The organism is Kribbella albertanoniae (assembly GCF_004348455.1).
Lineage (GTDB): Bacteria > Actinomycetota > Actinomycetes > Propionibacteriales > Kribbellaceae > Kribbella > Kribbella albertanoniae.
Window position 1 is genome coordinate 15158 of the sequence record NZ_SMKA01000079.1, and the last position, 15078, is coordinate 30235.

At 67.2% G+C, this 15078-nt stretch carries 16 protein-coding genes; 11 read left to right on the forward strand and 5 right to left on the reverse strand.

The window, feature by feature from the left end; all coding sequences use genetic code 11:
- Positions 1–30 precede the first annotated feature (30 nt).
- Genes E1261_RS18765 through E1261_RS18790 form a run of 6 tightly spaced genes read left to right on the forward strand, consistent with a single transcriptional unit; the run spans position 31 to position 7939 of the window.
- Positions 31–1728 (forward strand): ABC transporter substrate-binding protein, encoded by a 1698-nt coding sequence (locus tag E1261_RS18765; protein WP_132408175.1) that lies wholly within the window; start codon positions 31–33, stop codon positions 1726–1728.
- Positions 1729–1731: 3 nt separating this feature from the next.
- Positions 1732–2721 (forward strand): ABC transporter permease, encoded by a 990-nt coding sequence (locus E1261_RS18770; RefSeq protein WP_132408176.1) that lies wholly within the window; start codon positions 1732–1734, stop codon positions 2719–2721.
- A gap of 10 nt (positions 2722–2731) precedes the next feature.
- A complete protein-coding gene (locus tag E1261_RS18775) occupies positions 2732–3679 on the forward strand; it encodes an ABC transporter permease (RefSeq protein WP_132408177.1) in 948 nt (315 codons plus the stop codon).
- Positions 3676–4581: an ABC transporter ATP-binding protein gene (locus E1261_RS18780; protein WP_132408178.1), complete on the forward strand. Its 906-nt coding sequence runs from the start codon at positions 3676–3678 to the stop codon at positions 4579–4581. The genes E1261_RS18775 and E1261_RS18780 overlap by 4 nt, the downstream gene beginning before the upstream one ends.
- The gene (locus E1261_RS18785; protein WP_132408179.1) at positions 4581–5381 is read left to right on the forward strand and encodes an ABC transporter ATP-binding protein; all 801 of its coding nucleotides are present in this window, start codon (positions 4581–4583) and stop codon (positions 5379–5381) included. The genes E1261_RS18780 and E1261_RS18785 overlap by 1 nt, the downstream gene beginning before the upstream one ends.
- A 41-nt stretch (positions 5382–5422) precedes the next feature.
- Entirely contained in the window at positions 5423–7939 is a 2517-nt protein-coding gene (locus E1261_RS18790; RefSeq protein WP_132408180.1) for a glycoside hydrolase family 2 protein, read from the forward strand.
- A gap of 37 nt (positions 7940–7976) precedes the next feature.
- On the opposite strand, the gene E1261_RS18795 is transcribed toward E1261_RS18790, so the two are convergent.
- The 4 genes from E1261_RS18795 to E1261_RS18810 form a co-directional block, all read right to left on the reverse strand.
- Positions 7977–8363 (reverse strand): VOC family protein, encoded by a 387-nt coding sequence (locus E1261_RS18795; RefSeq protein WP_132408181.1) that lies wholly within the window; start codon positions 8361–8363, stop codon positions 7977–7979.
- 26 nt (positions 8364–8389) lie between these two features.
- Positions 8390–9019, reverse strand: a complete 630-nt coding sequence (locus tag E1261_RS18800; RefSeq protein ID WP_132408182.1) for a hypothetical protein — start codon at positions 9017–9019, stop codon at positions 8390–8392.
- A gap of 30 nt (positions 9020–9049) precedes the next feature.
- Entirely contained in the window at positions 9050–9487 is a 438-nt protein-coding gene (locus tag E1261_RS18805; protein WP_132408183.1) for an Hsp20/alpha crystallin family protein, read from the reverse strand.
- Between the two features lie 112 nt (positions 9488–9599).
- Positions 9600–10169 (reverse strand): TetR/AcrR family transcriptional regulator, encoded by a 570-nt coding sequence (locus tag E1261_RS18810; RefSeq protein WP_132408184.1) that lies wholly within the window; start codon positions 10167–10169, stop codon positions 9600–9602.
- A 74-nt stretch (positions 10170–10243) separates the two neighbouring features.
- Between E1261_RS18810 and E1261_RS18815 the strand changes: the two genes are divergently transcribed.
- On the forward strand, positions 10244–11122 hold the full coding sequence (locus E1261_RS18815; RefSeq protein ID WP_132408185.1) for an NAD(P)-dependent oxidoreductase: 879 nt from the start codon (positions 10244–10246) through the stop codon (positions 11120–11122).
- On the opposite strand, the gene E1261_RS18820 is transcribed toward E1261_RS18815, so the two are convergent.
- Positions 11108–11740: a TetR/AcrR family transcriptional regulator gene (locus tag E1261_RS18820; protein ID WP_132408186.1), complete on the reverse strand. Its 633-nt coding sequence runs from the start codon at positions 11738–11740 to the stop codon at positions 11108–11110. The genes E1261_RS18815 and E1261_RS18820 overlap by 15 nt on opposite strands.
- Before the next feature lie 49 nt (positions 11741–11789).
- Here E1261_RS18820 and E1261_RS18825 point away from each other — a divergent pair, with 49 nt between their 5' ends.
- From E1261_RS18825 to E1261_RS45335, 4 genes are all read left to right on the forward strand, one after another.
- Positions 11790–12449 carry a hypothetical protein gene (locus E1261_RS18825; protein ID WP_202874823.1) on the forward strand — a complete coding sequence of 220 codons (660 nt, stop codon included), beginning with the start codon at positions 11790–11792 and terminating at the stop codon, positions 12447–12449.
- On the forward strand, positions 12446–12607 hold the full coding sequence (locus tag E1261_RS45330) for a hypothetical protein (protein WP_165952557.1): 162 nt from the start codon (positions 12446–12448) through the stop codon (positions 12605–12607). The genes E1261_RS18825 and E1261_RS45330 overlap by 4 nt, the downstream gene beginning before the upstream one ends.
- A 149-nt stretch (positions 12608–12756) precedes the next feature.
- Entirely contained in the window at positions 12757–13686 is a 930-nt protein-coding gene (locus tag E1261_RS18830) for a heparin lyase I family protein (protein ID WP_165952558.1), read from the forward strand.
- A 453-nt stretch (positions 13687–14139) separates the two neighbouring features.
- Positions 14140–14307: a hypothetical protein gene (locus E1261_RS45335; RefSeq protein WP_165952559.1), complete on the forward strand. Its 168-nt coding sequence runs from the start codon at positions 14140–14142 to the stop codon at positions 14305–14307.
- Positions 14308–15078 lie beyond the last annotated feature (771 nt).

The window sequence follows — 15078 nt, forward strand, 5'->3', positions numbered from 1 at the left end:
TAAGCGGTTAATTTCAGAAGGAGCCGCACGATGCTCTTCACGGTGCAGAACAAGCCCGGCGTACGACGTCTGCTCGGCGTCACGGCAGTCGCCGCTGCCACTTCACTGCTGTTCGCCGCCTGCTCGGGGAACACCGCCGGCGGTGGCGGGACCAAGGCGGATGCCAAGGCTTCGATCACCGTGGGCGGAGGCACGATCACCAAGAACTTCAACCCGTTCAGTACGACGGCGCTCCAGCCGACGCTCGGGGCGCTCTACGAGCCGTTGTACTGGTACAACTTCGCGAAGAAGCAGGATCCGACGCCGGTGCTGGCCAGCGGCTTCTCCTGGAACGACGCGGGTACCGAGCTCACCATCAAGACCCGCCCGGGCGTGAAGTGGAACGACGGTCAGCCGTTCACCGCGAAGGACGTGGCGTTCACGTTCAACCTGATCGCGAAGACTCCGGCGCTGAACCCGTCGGGTCTGGCCGCGACCGCGAAGGCCACCGCGGACGACACCGCCGTACTGACCTTCAAGTCGAAGTCGCTGATGCAGGAGCCGGCGGTCCTCGCCAACCAGGCGATCGTGCCCGAGCACATTTGGAAGGACGTCAAGGATCCAGTCACGGACCCCAATGAGAACCCGGTCGGGACCGGCCCGTTCAAGCTCGGCGCTTTCAGCACCCAGAGCTACACCCTGCTGAAGAACGACTCGTACTGGGAAGCCGGCAAGCCTGCCATCAAGGAGGTCCGCTACATCCCGCTGGAGGCCGCGGACGCAGCCAGCGCGGCCCTGGTCGCGGGCAAGGTCGACTGGATCAGCGCCTACCTGCCGGGCATCGACCAGATCATCAACTCCAAGAAGGACCTCGCGTACGTCAATACCCCGGTGATGACGACCGTCCTGGTGACGTGTTCGAACCCAGCTCGCGGGTGCACCGGCCCGCAGACGGATCCCGCCGTACGCAAGGCGATCTACTACGGGATGAACCGTGAACAGCTGATCAAGCTCGCCGGTGGCGGGGTCGCGTCCGACGCGTCGCCGACGTTGCTGCTCCCGGGCCGTGACGACAGCTGGATCACCGACCCGAATCTGCAGAAGATCCCGCCGGCGGCCGACGCGGCGATGGCGAACAAGCTGCTCGACGAGGCCGGCTGGACCAAGGGCGCGGACGGAATCCGGGCCAAGGGCAACCAACGGCTGTCGCTGACGGTCCAGACGGTGACCGGCTGGAGTGACTACATCTCGATCAACGACACCCTGAAGCAGCAGCTCGCCGCGATCGGGATCGAGCTGAAGCCCAGCCAGGTCTCGTGGAACGAGTGGAATGCCGCCCAGACGAACGGGAAGTTCCAGCTCTCGCTCGACTCCGTCGGGCTCGGGGCCTCGACCAACCCGTACTTCACCTACAACGGCCGGCTGGCCACCGAGAACACCGCCGACGTGGGCAAATCCGCCAGCGCCGGGAACTTCGCCCGGTTCTCGGACCCGAAGGTCGACGCGGCGCTGAAGACCGCTGCCGGAACCTCGGACGAGGCGACCCAGAAGACGCAGTACGCCGAGATCCAGAAGGTGTTCGCCGACCAGATGCCGTACATCCCGGTCTACGTGAACTCGATGCTGACCGAGTTCAACACCTCCCGCGCGGCCGGCTGGCCGACCAAGGACAACCTCTACGCAGTGCCGGCCTCGTGGAAGGCCTGGGACCTCGGTGTGGTCCTCAAGACGATCACCCCCGTGGGCTGACCTGTGCGCTACCTGGGGCAGAAGCTCGCCTTCTATGCCGTGGCGTGCTGGGCGGCGCTCACGCTGAACTTCCTCATCCCGCGGCTGATGCCGGGCAATCCCGTGGACCTGATGCTGTCCAAGCTGGCGACGAGAGGGCCGGTCACACCGACGACGCGCGCCGCGATCGAGGCGATGCTCGGCACCGAATCGAACGTGTCGCTGTGGCGCCAGTACCTGACCTACTTGCAACAGCTGGGCTCCGGCGAACTCGGTACGTCGATCGCCTACTTCCCGACCCCGGTCTCGACGGTCATCGGGCAAACGCTGCCGTGGACCGTCGGGCTGATTGGGCTGGCCGCGGTGATGTCGTTCGTCATCGGAGTCCTGCTCGGTCGCGCGGCCGGCTGGCGACGCGGGTCGTGGGTGGACAACCTCATCCCGTTCACGACGATGCTGCAGTCCGTGCCGTACTTCTGGCTCGCCCTGCTGTTGCTGTTCCTGCTCGGCAGCACCTGGCCGGTGTTCCCGCTCAGCGGGGGCTACGACGTGTACTCAGTCAGCCCCGGCTTCAGTCTGGCGTTCTTCCAGTCGGTGCTCTATCACGGTGCGCTGCCGGCTCTGACGATTGTGCTGTCCTCGATCGGCGGCTGGATGCTCGGGATGCGGAACATGATGGTGTCCACCCTGTCCGAGGACTACATCCTGACCGCCGAGGCCAAAGGGCTCACCCCGCGCCGGATCCGCTCCCGCTATGCCGCGCGGAACGCCGTACTGCCATCGATCTCGGGGTTCGCGATCTCGCTCGGGTTCGTGGTCGCGGGCTCGATCGTCACCGAGGCGGTCTTCTCCTACCCCGGCATCGGCTCCGCGCTGCTGCTTGCCGTCGGCAACAACGACTACGCGCTCATGCAAGGAGTGTTCCTGATCATCACGCTCGCAGTCCTCGGCGCGAATCTGCTCGTCGATCTCCTGTACGGCGTCATCGACCCGCGCACCCGCGCGCGCTCCTGAAGGGGGCCTGATGGCCATCACGACCTCGACGTCGCAGTTGCCGACGGACGCCGTACGGCGGCGGCGCATCCTGCCGCCGATGACCTTGAAACTGGGGATCGGTCTGGCGCTGACCGGCCTCATCACGCTGTTCGGGCTGATCGGACCGCTCCTGGTGGGCGACCCGTCGGCCGTCCGGGATCTCGGCCTGACGCCACCGGGGAATGGCTTCATCCTGGGCACCACCCAGACTGGTCAGGACGTCTTCGCCCAACTGGCGCACGCGACCCGCGGATCGCTGACCATCGGAGTCGTGGTCGGTGCGATCACGCTGGTGCTGTCGGCCTTCTTCGGGGTGGTCGGCGCGTTCGTCGGTGGCTGGGTCGACGAGGCGTTCTCGCTGTTCACCAACGTCATGCTGGTCATCCCGGGACTGCCGTTGGTGATCGTCATCTCGAGTTATGTTCCGAACAAGTCGGTCTGGCTGGTCGCCGTCGTTCTCGCCATCACGAGCTGGGCCGGATCGGCACGCGTACTGCGCGGGTTCACGCTCAGCGTGCGCAGCCGTGACTATGTGCTGGCATCGCGGGTGAGCGGGGAGCGGCGATGGCGGATCCTGCTGGTCGAGATCCTGCCGAACCTGATTCCGCTACTGGCCTCGCAGGTCGTCTTCGCGGTGATCTTCGCGATCCTCGGTGAAGCCGGTCTGTCGTTCCTGGGCCTCGGTGCCTCCGGATCCTTCACCTGGGGAACCATGCTCTTCTACGCGCAGAACGGGTTGTCGCTGCGGCTCGGTGCCTGGTGGTGGTTCGTGCCGCCGGGCCTCGCGATCGCACTCTTCGGTGCCGCGTTGTCGCTGATCAACTTCTCGATCGACGAGATCATCAACCCGAAGCTGCGCTCGCAAACCCGGGCCGACCGCAAGCGCTGGGGCATGACCCGCGAGCAGCTGAAGCACGCCAGGGAGGAGACCGCATGACCGCTGTACGCCACCCGGTGCTCACGATCGAGAACCTCAGCATCGACTACCTCGCCGAGACTACGGTGGAAGCGGTTCAGGACGTGTCGCTGACGCTGTATCGGGGCGAGATCCTCGGCCTGGCCGGCGAGAGCGGATGTGGCAAGTCGACGCTCGCTTATGGGATCACGCGGTTGCTGAAACCGCCGGCGTTCATCACCGGCGGCCGGGTCCTGTTCTCGTCACGTGAGGGCTACGACCTGGATCTGTCGGAGCTCAGCGGCGATGACCTGCGGGCCTTTCGCTGGGACAAGATCGCGATGGTGTTCCAGGGCGCGATGAACTCGCTGAATCCGGTACTGCGGATCTCGGAGCAACTGGAGGATGTCTTCAGCACGCATCGTCCGGGGATGACGAAGGCCGAGCGGCGCAGGCGCTGCGGCGAACTGCTGGAACGGGTCGGCGTCGATCGCGATCGGCTGCGCGCCTACCCGCACGAGTTGTCCGGCGGGATGCGGCAGCGCGTCATGATCGCGATGGCACTCGCCCTCGAGCCGCAGGTGCTCGTGATGGACGAACCGACCACCGCGCTCGACGTGGTTGTGCAGCGCGAGATCCTGCAGGAGATCACCGAGTTGCGGTCGGAGCTCGGCTTCGCGGTCATCTTCATCACCCACGATCTGCCGTTGCTGCTGGAGATCAGCGATCGGATCGCGGTGATGCGGGCCGGTCGGATCGTCGAGCTGGACGCTGCACCGGTTCTTTACACGCAGCCGAAACATCCGTACACCCGGCGCTTGCTGTCGTCGTTCCCCAGTCTGACCGGCGCCCGCGGCGACTTCGTCCGCACCGGTTCGCTCGGCGCGGACACCTCGCTGGAAGAGACCACGCAGACACCGGCAACCGAAGAGGTGGCGAGCTGATGACCGTGCTGGAGTTGCGGGATGTGGTCAAGGAGTACAAGTTGCGCGACGGCTGGCAGAGCAGGAAGCTGCGCGCGGTCGACGAGGTGAGCTTCCGCTTGGAGCCGGGGCGGACGATCGCCCTGGTCGGGCAGTCCGGTTCGGGGAAGTCGACGATCGCCAAGCTGCTGATGCAACTCGAACGGCCGACGTCAGGCCAGATCCTGGTCAACGACGAGCCGATGGTCTATCGGGGTGCGCGCGCGGCGTCGTACCGGAAGGCCGTCCAGATGGTCTTCCAGGATCCGTTCGCGTCGCTGAATCCGTACCATACGGTCGGGCATCACCTCGCCCGTCCGGTCCGGTTGCATCACCCGGGACTGTCGCGTGGGCAGGTGGACGAGCGGGTGCTGGAGCTGCTGCATCGGGTGCGGCTCGATCCGGACTTTGTGCAACGCAAGCCTCATGAGCTGTCCGGCGGCCAGCGCCAGCGGGTTGCGATCGCTCGTGCCCTTGCACCGTCACCGGGGATCCTGGTGGCTGACGAACCAGTGTCGATGCTCGACGTCTCGATCCGCCTCGGCGTGCTCAATCTGCTGGCAACACTGCAGCGAGAGGAGAACCTCGGCGTCCTCTACATCACTCACGATCTGGCGACCGCGCGGCACTTCAGCGACGAAATCATGGTGCTGTACCGCGGTGAGGTGGTTGAGCACGGCCCGGCCGACGACGTGATCCTGAACCCGCAGCACGAGTACACCCGGCTGCTCGCCGAGGCCGCGCCGGACCCCGAACGCCGGCTCGCTGAACTCAAGCGCTGAACTCAAGCGCTGATCCGGGCCCACCAACCACAGGAGTCGCCTTGCGCACCGACCCGATCCACGATGCCTGGACCGTCACCGCGTTGCCTGCAACGGTCCCGGCCGGTGCGCCTCCGGCGGCCCGAGCTGCTGTCGTCCGGCCGATGCCGGCGCAGGTGCCGGGCAGTTTCCACACCGACCTGTTGGCGGCCGGGATCATCCCCGATCCTTACCTCGATGCGAACGAGTCCACGCTGCGATGGATGTTCGGCATCGACTGGCAGTACCGGCGTCCGCTCTTGCTCCGACCAGCCGTGCTGGGGGAGCGGATCGACCTCGTGTTCGACGGGCTCGACACCGTCGCGACCATCGCGCTCGGTGGCGCCGAGCTCGGGCGAACGGCGAACATGCATCGGTCCTACCGCTTCGATGTGACATCCCTTGCCGATGGCATCGAACGCGATCTGGTCGTCGATCTCGCTTCGGCGACCAACTATGCCAACAAGCAGCGGGACCGGCTGGGCAATCGGCCGAGCCCGTACGGTACGCCGTTCCAGTTCATCCGCAAGATGGCATGTAGCTTCGGCTGGGACTGGGGACCGGACCTGCGGACGGCAGGGATCTGGAAGGGCGTTCGGGTCGAGCGGTGGCACACGGCCCGCATCGCCCAGGTGCGTCCGCTGGTCACGGTCGACCTCGACGGGGAGCACGCGACGGTCGCTCCCGGACGGGTCGAGGCGCACATCGAGCTCGAACGAGCCGGTACGGCGGAGACGCCGCTGCTGGTCGTTGTCGAGGTCGGCCGACACCACCGCAGTACGGCGATCGTCGGGCCGGGCGAAACTGCCGTCACGGTCGTGGTCGACGTACCGGATGCGCCGGTGTGGTGGCCGGCCGGGTACGGCGACCAGCCGCTCACCGATCTGACGGTCACAGTCAGCGCGGATGAGCAGCGGCTCGATCGGTGGGAGCGCCGGATCGGGTTCCGAAACGTGTCGGTGGATACGTCCGAGGACGAGTTCGGGTCGGCGTTCACCGTGGTCGTCAATGGACGGCCGATCTTCGTCAAGGGAGTGAACTGGATCCCGGACGACCACTTCCTGACGCGCATCACCCGCGACCGGCTGGCCGTTCGCCTCGACCAGGCCGCGGCTGCGCACGTGAACCTGGTGCGGATCTGGGGTGGTGGTATCTACGAGTCGGAGGACTTCTACTCGCTGTGTGACGAACGGGGTCTGCTGGTCTGGCAGGACTTTCTGCTCGCCTGCGCTGCCTACCCGGAGGAGGAGCCGCTGCGGGCAGAGATCGAGGCGGAGGCGCGCGAGAACATCGTGCGGCTGATGCCGCATCCGTCGCTTGCGATCTGGTGCGGCGGCAACGAGAACCTGTGGGGCTACGAGGACTGGAGCTGGAAGGTCTTCCTCTGGCAGCCCGGCGGGATACCCAAGAGCTGGGGTGAGCACTATGCCCGCGAACTGTTCCCTCGCCTGGTGCGTGAGCTCGACCCGACCCGCCCTTACACCGACAACAGTCCGTGCAGTCCCGACCGGGTGCATCCGAACGATCCTGACCGCGGTACCCATCATCAGTGGGAGGTTTGGAACCGGGTCGACTACACGGTGTACCGCAGCGAGGTGCCGCGGTTCTGCTCGGAGTTCGGCTTCCAGGGACCGCCGAACTGGCGCACGCTCGACGACTGGGTCCATCCGTCCGATTCTGCGCTGACGAAGAGCGATCCGGTGTTCCTCGTGCATCAGAAGGCCGAGGACGGCAACGGCAAACTCGACCGCGGGACGAGGCCGCACCTCGGCGTACCGGACGATTTCACCGACTGGCACTGGGCGGCGCAACTCAACCAGGCGCGAGCTGTTGCCTACGGCATCGAACACTACCGGTCCTGGTGGCCGCGCACGGCGGGGTCGATCGTCTGGCAGCTGAACGACTGCTGGCCGGTCACGTCCTGGTCTGCGATCGACTCCGAGCAGCGACTCAAGCCGTTGTGGTTCGCACTGCGGGACGCGCACGCACCCCAGCTGCTGACTGTGGTCGACCGTGCGGGTGTGCTGTCAGTTGCCGTGGTCAACGATACCGACGAGCCGCTGGAAGGCGCGCTGGTACTCAGCCGGCAGAAGTTCGACGGCGCCGTACTGGCCGACGCGTCGCTTCCGGTCGCGGTCGGAGCGCGCGCCGTACAGGTTCTTGCACTACCTGGTGAGGTGGCTGCGGCGGACGACGAACGAAGGGAGACGTTGATCGGCACGCTCGGCGAGCTGTCGTTCGTCCACCTCTTCGTGGAACCGGTGGACGCCGACCTCGATCCCGCGCCGCTCGATGCTCAGGCGGTGCGCATCGACGGCGGCTACCGCGTCGACGTCACCGCCCGAAGCCTGGCCATCGCCATTCACCTACACGCCGACCGAATCGCCCCTGACGCAACCGTCGACCGCGGCCTGGTAAACCTCCCAGCAGGCAGTACGGCGTCCTTCGTAGTAACAACAGCCCTGCCGCAGGCCACGGTTGACCTCACCGCGCCCCCGATCCTCCGAACCGCCAACGACCTGACCGCTCTCTCAGGCTGACGTTCCTTCGGCGATTGTCTTGTCGCGTCGAGATTGCTCAGGCGGAGGCCGAGGCCAGCCGATGATTGCCTGCCCACAGGGTGTGCCTGTCGGCGGGCTCGAGCAGGCGGATCGCCGTACCGGTCCGGTCGGCGAAGACGGCGTACCGGCCGAAGGGACCGTCCGCGGGAGTGAGTAGCCAGTCGAGCTCAGCGTGTCGTTCGAAGAACGTGCTGAGATCACCGACGTCGTACACGCCACCGGTGCCCAGCGCTCCCTCCGCGGGGTCCTGGACCAGGGCGAGAACAGGTGGGGAATCGGGTGCCGTACCGAGCAGGGCGGAGTCGTCGCTGGGCCAGGCCACTGGCAGCAGGCCGAGTGTGCGGTAATAGTCCACGCTGGCTTCGAGATGCTCGACGGGACGGAGTTCGAACAGGAGCTTCATCGGAGTATGCCTCCTTGTACTGGGCTTCAGGTTCGTTTGCGTTCGCGGCCGGATTGGCGGGCTTCGTCGCTGCGGGCGCCGAGGTCGGAGATCCGGTCGGCCAGGTCGGGGTGGTCGCCGGACAGTTGCGGGCCGGCTTGGGACAGCGGCGCGAGCAGGGCGGTGGTGTCGTTGTTGCCGAGGGCATCATGTACGGCGTCGACGCTTGCTTGGGTGCGGGAATCCAGACCGGACAGTGCGGCGACCTGTCCGGCGACCCGACGGAGGTCCGCGGCGTTGTGACGGGCCCACTCGGCTACAGCGCGTTCCCCGGCTCGTTGGTCGCGGGTTGCCTGGACTCGTTGTTCGCGGTTCAGGCCCGGCTCTGCGGCGTTCGGGTGCAGGCGCAGGTAGCGCCGTTCGGCCGCCTGCCGGGTGGCCACACCCAAGGCCGGCGCCAGCTGCGCCCAACTGGTCCCGGCGGTCCGGGCCGCGGCGATCAACTGGGGTTCCCAGGCATTCAGACTGTCACGCAGGTGGCGCAGTTGGTGCAACGCCTCGAGCAGCTCGTCCGCGGACACGGCCTCCGCCGGCTCGGCGGAGGCGCGCGTCCGCAGGACTTCGGTCAGGCGCCGGAGCATGTCCGCAGGCGGGATGATCGAATCGGCCTTCGGCATGCGTGCTCCTCGTCCCCGGCGCCTGAACGATCAGGCGTTCAGCTGCTGTTGCTCGGTGCCGGTCCGGGCGCCAGTGATGCTGATCTTGCGCGGCTTGGCCCGGGCTGCGACCGGAATCTTCAAGGTCAGTACGCCGTTGTCGTACTCGGCGGTGATCCGGTCGGCATCCAGGGTGTCGCCGAGGAAGAGCTGGCGCGAGAACACGCCGAGCGGCCGCTCGGCCACCTGCATCTCGACGCCCTCGTCCACCGCGGCCGGCCTGCGCTCGGCCTTGACCGTCAGCACGTTGCGCTCGACGTCGAGGCTGATGGCGTCCAGCGTGACGCCCGGCAGATCGAAGGCCACGACGTACTCGTCGCCGGATCGGTAGGCATCCATCGGCATCGGACTCGGGCGTGACCAGGTCCCCGTGGTCAGCTGCTGGGTCAGCCGGTCGAACTCCCGGAACGGGTCGGTGCGCATCAACATCGTTCCACCTCCATCGTCTGTCTCACGTCGGTGTCAACACGCACCAATAGTGATAACACGTCATCGATCCGTTGACAACCCAGGTGTCACTGAAACATTGACAACTCGTCGGTCAGGGGATGAGAGCTGGGGCGAGCGTGGTGACGGCGGTGGTGAGCGGGGTGGAGTCTTGGCGGAGGCGGGCGAACATGATCGCGCCCTCGAGGGTGCTGATCATCAGGACCGCGAGGCGGCGGGAGCGGCCGCGAGGGATGCCCATCCGGATCAGTTCCTGGGTGACGGCCTGCTCCCAGTGGTCGAGGGCGGTGCGGATCTGGGTGGTGAGCGGGTCGTCGGTCCCGCCGAGGTCGGCGACGGAGGCCATCACCGGGCAGCCGCGCTCGTAGCCCCGCTTGGCGAACTCGTCCTTCCAGGGCTTGACCATGTGGGCGAACAGGCCGCTCGGGGTCGGATGGCGGGTGGTCTCCGGGTAGCGGGCGGCCCACTGCGCGGCGAAGTCGCCTGCCCACAGCACTGCCTCGCCGACCAGCTGGCCTTTGCCGCCGGGGAAGTAGTGCTGGAACGACCCGCGCGGCGCGTCGGCGTGTTCGACGATCTCGCGGACGCCGATGCCGGCCGGCCCGCGCGCTCGGATCAGCTGGGCCGCGCTGTACACCATCCGCTCGCGCGGAGTCCGGTTCATTCGGGATCTCCCTTGGCTCTATGACAGCCGTCATAGTACCGTTCTATGACAGTCGTCATAGAACGGAGTCGTCGATGGGTATCGGTTTCCTCGGTCTCGGCGTGATGGGTCAGCCGATGGCACTCAACCTGGCCCGAGCCGGTACGGCGCCGATCGTCTGGAACCGCTCACCCGATCGCTGCGACGTGGTCCGTACGGCCGGTGCGAAGGTCGCGGACTCGCCCGCTGAGGTCCTCCGGCAGTCCGAGGTCGTGCTGATGATGCTGGCCGACGGCCCGGCGACCGATGCCGTCCTCGGCCGCGGTACCGAGGCATTCTCAGCGGTTGCCGGCCGGACGATCGTGCACATGGGTACGACGTCACCCGAGTATTCACGTGGACTCGAAGCCGCCGTCCGTGCCGCCGGCGGGAGCTATGTCGAGGCGCCGGTGTCCGGCTCGCGCAAGCCCGCGGAGGCCGGCGAGTTGGTCGCGATGCTGGCCGGCGAGCCCGCTGCGGTGGCACAGGTCCGCCCGCTGCTCGGCCCGCTCTGCCATCAGACGTTCGACTGCGGTCCGGTGCCGAACGGGCTGCTGACCAAGCTCGCGGTGAACATCTTCTTGATCACGATGGTCACCGGCCTCGCCGAGTCGACCCATTTCGCCGCCGAGCACGGGCTCGATCTGAGCCAGTTCGCCGAGGTGCTTGACGCCGGGCCGATGGCGAGCAGCGTGTCCCGCGTGAAGGTGCGAAAACTCGTCACCGGCGACCTCGACGTACAAGCGTCGATCGCGAACGTCCTGGAGAACAACCGGCTGATCGCCGAACAGGCCCGCGCCACCGGCATCGCCGTACCGCTGCTCGACATCTGTCACAGCCTGTACGGCGAAACGCTGGCGCTCGGACTCGACAGCGCGGACATGGTCGCGGTGGTGCGCGCCATCGAACAGCGCACCGCTTCAGCTGGGGGTTAGCAGGAGTTGGGGGAGGGTTTCGGCCCACCAGGTCTGGACCTGGTCGGGGGACCAGGCTCGCTCGACGGTGAGGGTGGTGTAGACGTCGATCGTGCAGAGCGCGGCGTAGATGTCGAGGGCTTGGGCGACGTCTACGCGCAGTGTGCCTGCGGGCCATGAGGTGAAGACTTGGTGGCGGGCCTCGTCGGCTCGGCGGCGGCCGTCGTCGTATGTGTTCGCGAGGTCGGGTTCGGTGCGGCCCGCGTCACGGACCAGTTGGATCACGTCCCCGGCCCGCTCGTAGAGGCGGCGGTCGTAGGCGGCCATGGCGGCGAGTTGGTCGCGGGGCTCAGCGTCGGCGAGTTCTTCGACGAGGCGTGGCAGGTCGGCGGCCAGGTCAGCCGAGTCCGCCAGGGCGAGAGCCAGGCCGGTCTTGTTGCCGTAGGTCGCGTAGACGGTCGGGACGGAGACGCCGGCCTCGCGCGCGACATCGCGCACCGTTGTGGCGGCCCACCCGTGAGCGATGAACAGCTCGCGCGCCGCCCGGGCGATCTCGGCTCGGGTCTCCTGGGCCTGTGCCGTCCGCCGCAACGACTCGTACTGCCGCCGCTCCGTGCCGGATCCGCTGTCCTCGCTCACTCACGTCCTCCCTCTTCGGTATTCACTTTACGCCTGTCATAATGAATAGATGATCACTCAATTCAACCGTGTCGGTGGCTTCGGCGCGATCGCCTTCGCCACTCTGATCGTCCTGGGCAACCTGATCACAGTCCCGGCCGGGCATCCATCACCAGGAGCCGACCCCGGCGAGGCGAGCAGGTTCGTGACCGATCACGGCGGGCTCGTGCAATGGTCCTCGGCGCTGACGCCGATCGCCTGGTTCGGCATCGTGCTCTTCGCGGCCGGCGCCTTCACGGTTCTCTGGCCGCTGGAACGTCGGCGCGGCGAGGCCTGGTCGCTGGTCGGTATCGCCGGGCTCCTCCTCCAGACCGCGGTGTTCGTCGGGGTTGTCGCAGCCAGGCTGGCGATGGTGCAGCAGCCCGGCGCGGCGAATGCACTGTGGCCGTTGCAGGATGCGCTGCTCACCATCAACGGCACGTTTCTCGCGATCGCGCTGATCGGGCTGTCCATCGCCGGCTTCCGCTGTGGACTCATCCGCCGCTGGCACGAACTACTCGGATTCGCCGCAGCCACGCTGACCTTGAGCTCCGCCGTACTGACGCCGCTGGTGATCGACCGCGGTGGAGTCTTCGGTCTGATCGGGCTCACCGGCTGGCTGCTCTGGGTCGTCTGGCTACTGGCCTACGGTGCCGCGCTCATCAAGCCGGTGCGGTCGTCTGCCGGATGACCAGCTCGCGGATCCGGGTGACGTCGTCCGGCTCGGATGCCGAACAGGACGCCGCCGACCCACTCCGTCTCCTCCCCGCCTACGGCGACCATCTCCACCTGACCCCAGCCGGCTACAAGGTCCCGGCCAACGCCGTCCCCAGTCACATCTTCCACTGACCGGCTCTTGGTACGGGTGGCGTACGGGCAGCGCTGCGCAAGCGCCGACCTCTAGCGTTTCCGCCGAGCTCAACCATCGGAAGGAAACCGGAATGTTCACGAGGATCTCGCCCCCTGGTCCACTTGCTCGAAAGACAACGGTTCTCGCGGTGGCGGTGGCGCTGAGTGCCTCGCTGGGTATCGCCGCAGTGACGAAGGCGCGACCTGCCGACGCGGCAACGGTCCCCAGTTATGCGATGGGTATCGCGGGTGAGAGCTGGGAGATTCGGGATCCGCAGCTGTGCAGTCCGGAGATCAGCGCCGGAGGCAATCTCTGGGAGCGTGGTGTCCGGGTCGCAACGGGCAAGTGCCAGGGAGCGGGGCAGTCACCGCAGATCACCGGGACCTCGGAGGCGCGAGCGTTGACGTTCCGCACGGACAAGGATTTCAGGTACCCGGGTGCCATTTTCGACTCCGTCAACGACAACTGGGAGGACGCTGACGGAGATACCCTCCGGGACCGCTCGGAGCTGGCCACGGACCGGGACCTGCCGTTCCACACCGACGTGTGGGTCGGGTTCGACGTTCGCATTCCCGCGGGCGTCGACGACGTGAGGGGCAGCGGGGCGTACGTGATGCAGCTGTGGCAGTGCACCGCGAACCCGATCGGCGGCGTGCGCATCCAGTCCGGCGCCGGCAACGGACACAACGTCCAGTTCGTCCGCCGCGGCGAGGAGCCGGGCATGGAGCTGGAGTACAACAAGGCGATGGCGACCAGGAGCGTCGGGACCAACGAGTGGCATTCGTTCGTCATCAAGTACCACGTGGCGCCCTACCACGATGGTGCGGCGAAGGGCACGATCGCGGTCTACCACAAGCGAGTGGGAGCGACCACCGTCGAGGAGAAGGTCTTCGAGCAGGACGAGTACTTCGGCTACGCGACGCGTTCCAACTGCGACGGTGACTCCTTCGCGAACCAATTCAGGATCAAGTTCGGCATGTACAAGGACTACCAGCCCGGCGCGACCTTCCGCTCCGACTTCCGCAACCTGAGGATCGGCAGCAGCAAGGCCGCAGTACAGCCCTACAACCGCGGCTGACTCTCCTCATCCGTCGTCGACGCCCGTTTCGGGGACCGGCCGCGCGTACTGCGGTCGCCTACTGGGGACTGCGGACATCTGGTCAGGTGTCCGAGGTCCCCATTAGGTGTACACGGGTGCCCCTGTCTGGCCTAGCCCCGCCGGCTCACCGGGGCCGGCATCCCGAACGCCAGATCCGCCTCGACCACCGCGACGGGACCCAACCGCCCAATCCGCTTCGATCACCGTGGCCGTACCCAGCGGTCCGAGCTGTCTCCACCGCGCCGGGTCAGCTGCGAGGCCTCCTATCCTTAGCAGCAACCACAGCCCGTCGGCCCAGGCAACGTCCACCTTCTGGTTGCAGCCGCACCATCCAGCTCAGCCATAGACCCGCCAAGCCACGCGTCCACTCTCAGCCGGCCGCAGCCCGCGATCAGCCACCGCCCTACCTCACCGGCCGCATCCGAGTGACGCGTGAGCAGGCGACGCACGAAGCCGCGCACCAACCAGAAGAACCTCAAGGCCGGGTGGCTGTGTGACGCGGTGGCGGGGTTGCCTGAGTCGTGCGACCGACTTCCGATCGTCTGGGTCGACGGGTTGTGGTTGGCCGACATCGTGCCTGACCGCTGCGCCCGCGGCTAGCGGCTCCTGGTTGCGTTCGGGGTAGCGGCGGAGGCGGGCCAGTGTGGTCGGTAACAACAGCAGGGCGTTGACTCGGCCGGGGACGTCTGCGGTGGTTGGTCGCCGCTGCGTCCGATCAAAGCCGGGTGGTTGGGCGATGCGGTGGCTGAGGGGGATGGTTGCGGCGTGCGACCAACTTCCCGTCGCCTGGGGCTGCCGGGCTGTGGTTGCGGTCCCCTGGATCCAGGTGGCTTGCGGCTGGCGTGCTGTGGTTGCTGTCCCGGGACGTAGGTGGATTGCGGCTGATCTGTTGCCATGCCGTGCTGGGGTCAGGTGCATTGGGGCCGGTCGATGCCGGTTGCTGAGTCGTGGACAACTTTGGTCGCCCCGAGCTTGCCGCGCCGCTGCGGCCGGACCGTCCCGGAGTCGATGCAGGGAGCAGAGTCGGACAGGGGCGAGGCGGCATCGATCATCGGAAAGGCGCGCCGCATAGGTCGGTCGGAGCCAAGGCGGGGCTGGAGCTGCCGCGTGTCCGGACGAGGTCTGCCCGGTCGATCGGTTGTGGTGGCTCCGCCCCCGCCTCCGCAACCGGCGATGTCCAGATGTCCGTGTGTCCCGGTTGTGACTGGGCGGTCGGCGTGGGGGTGGCCGGTAGAGGGCCGTGGGCATGACTGCGGGCCGGCCCGGTGGGGCCGGCTGTTGCGGTCGTGTTAGTGGAGCGGGGGCGGGGTTACGGTCCGGCTGTTGGGGTGGCGTTGGTGGCCCAGGGGTCGCTGTGGCTGGGTGCTGGGG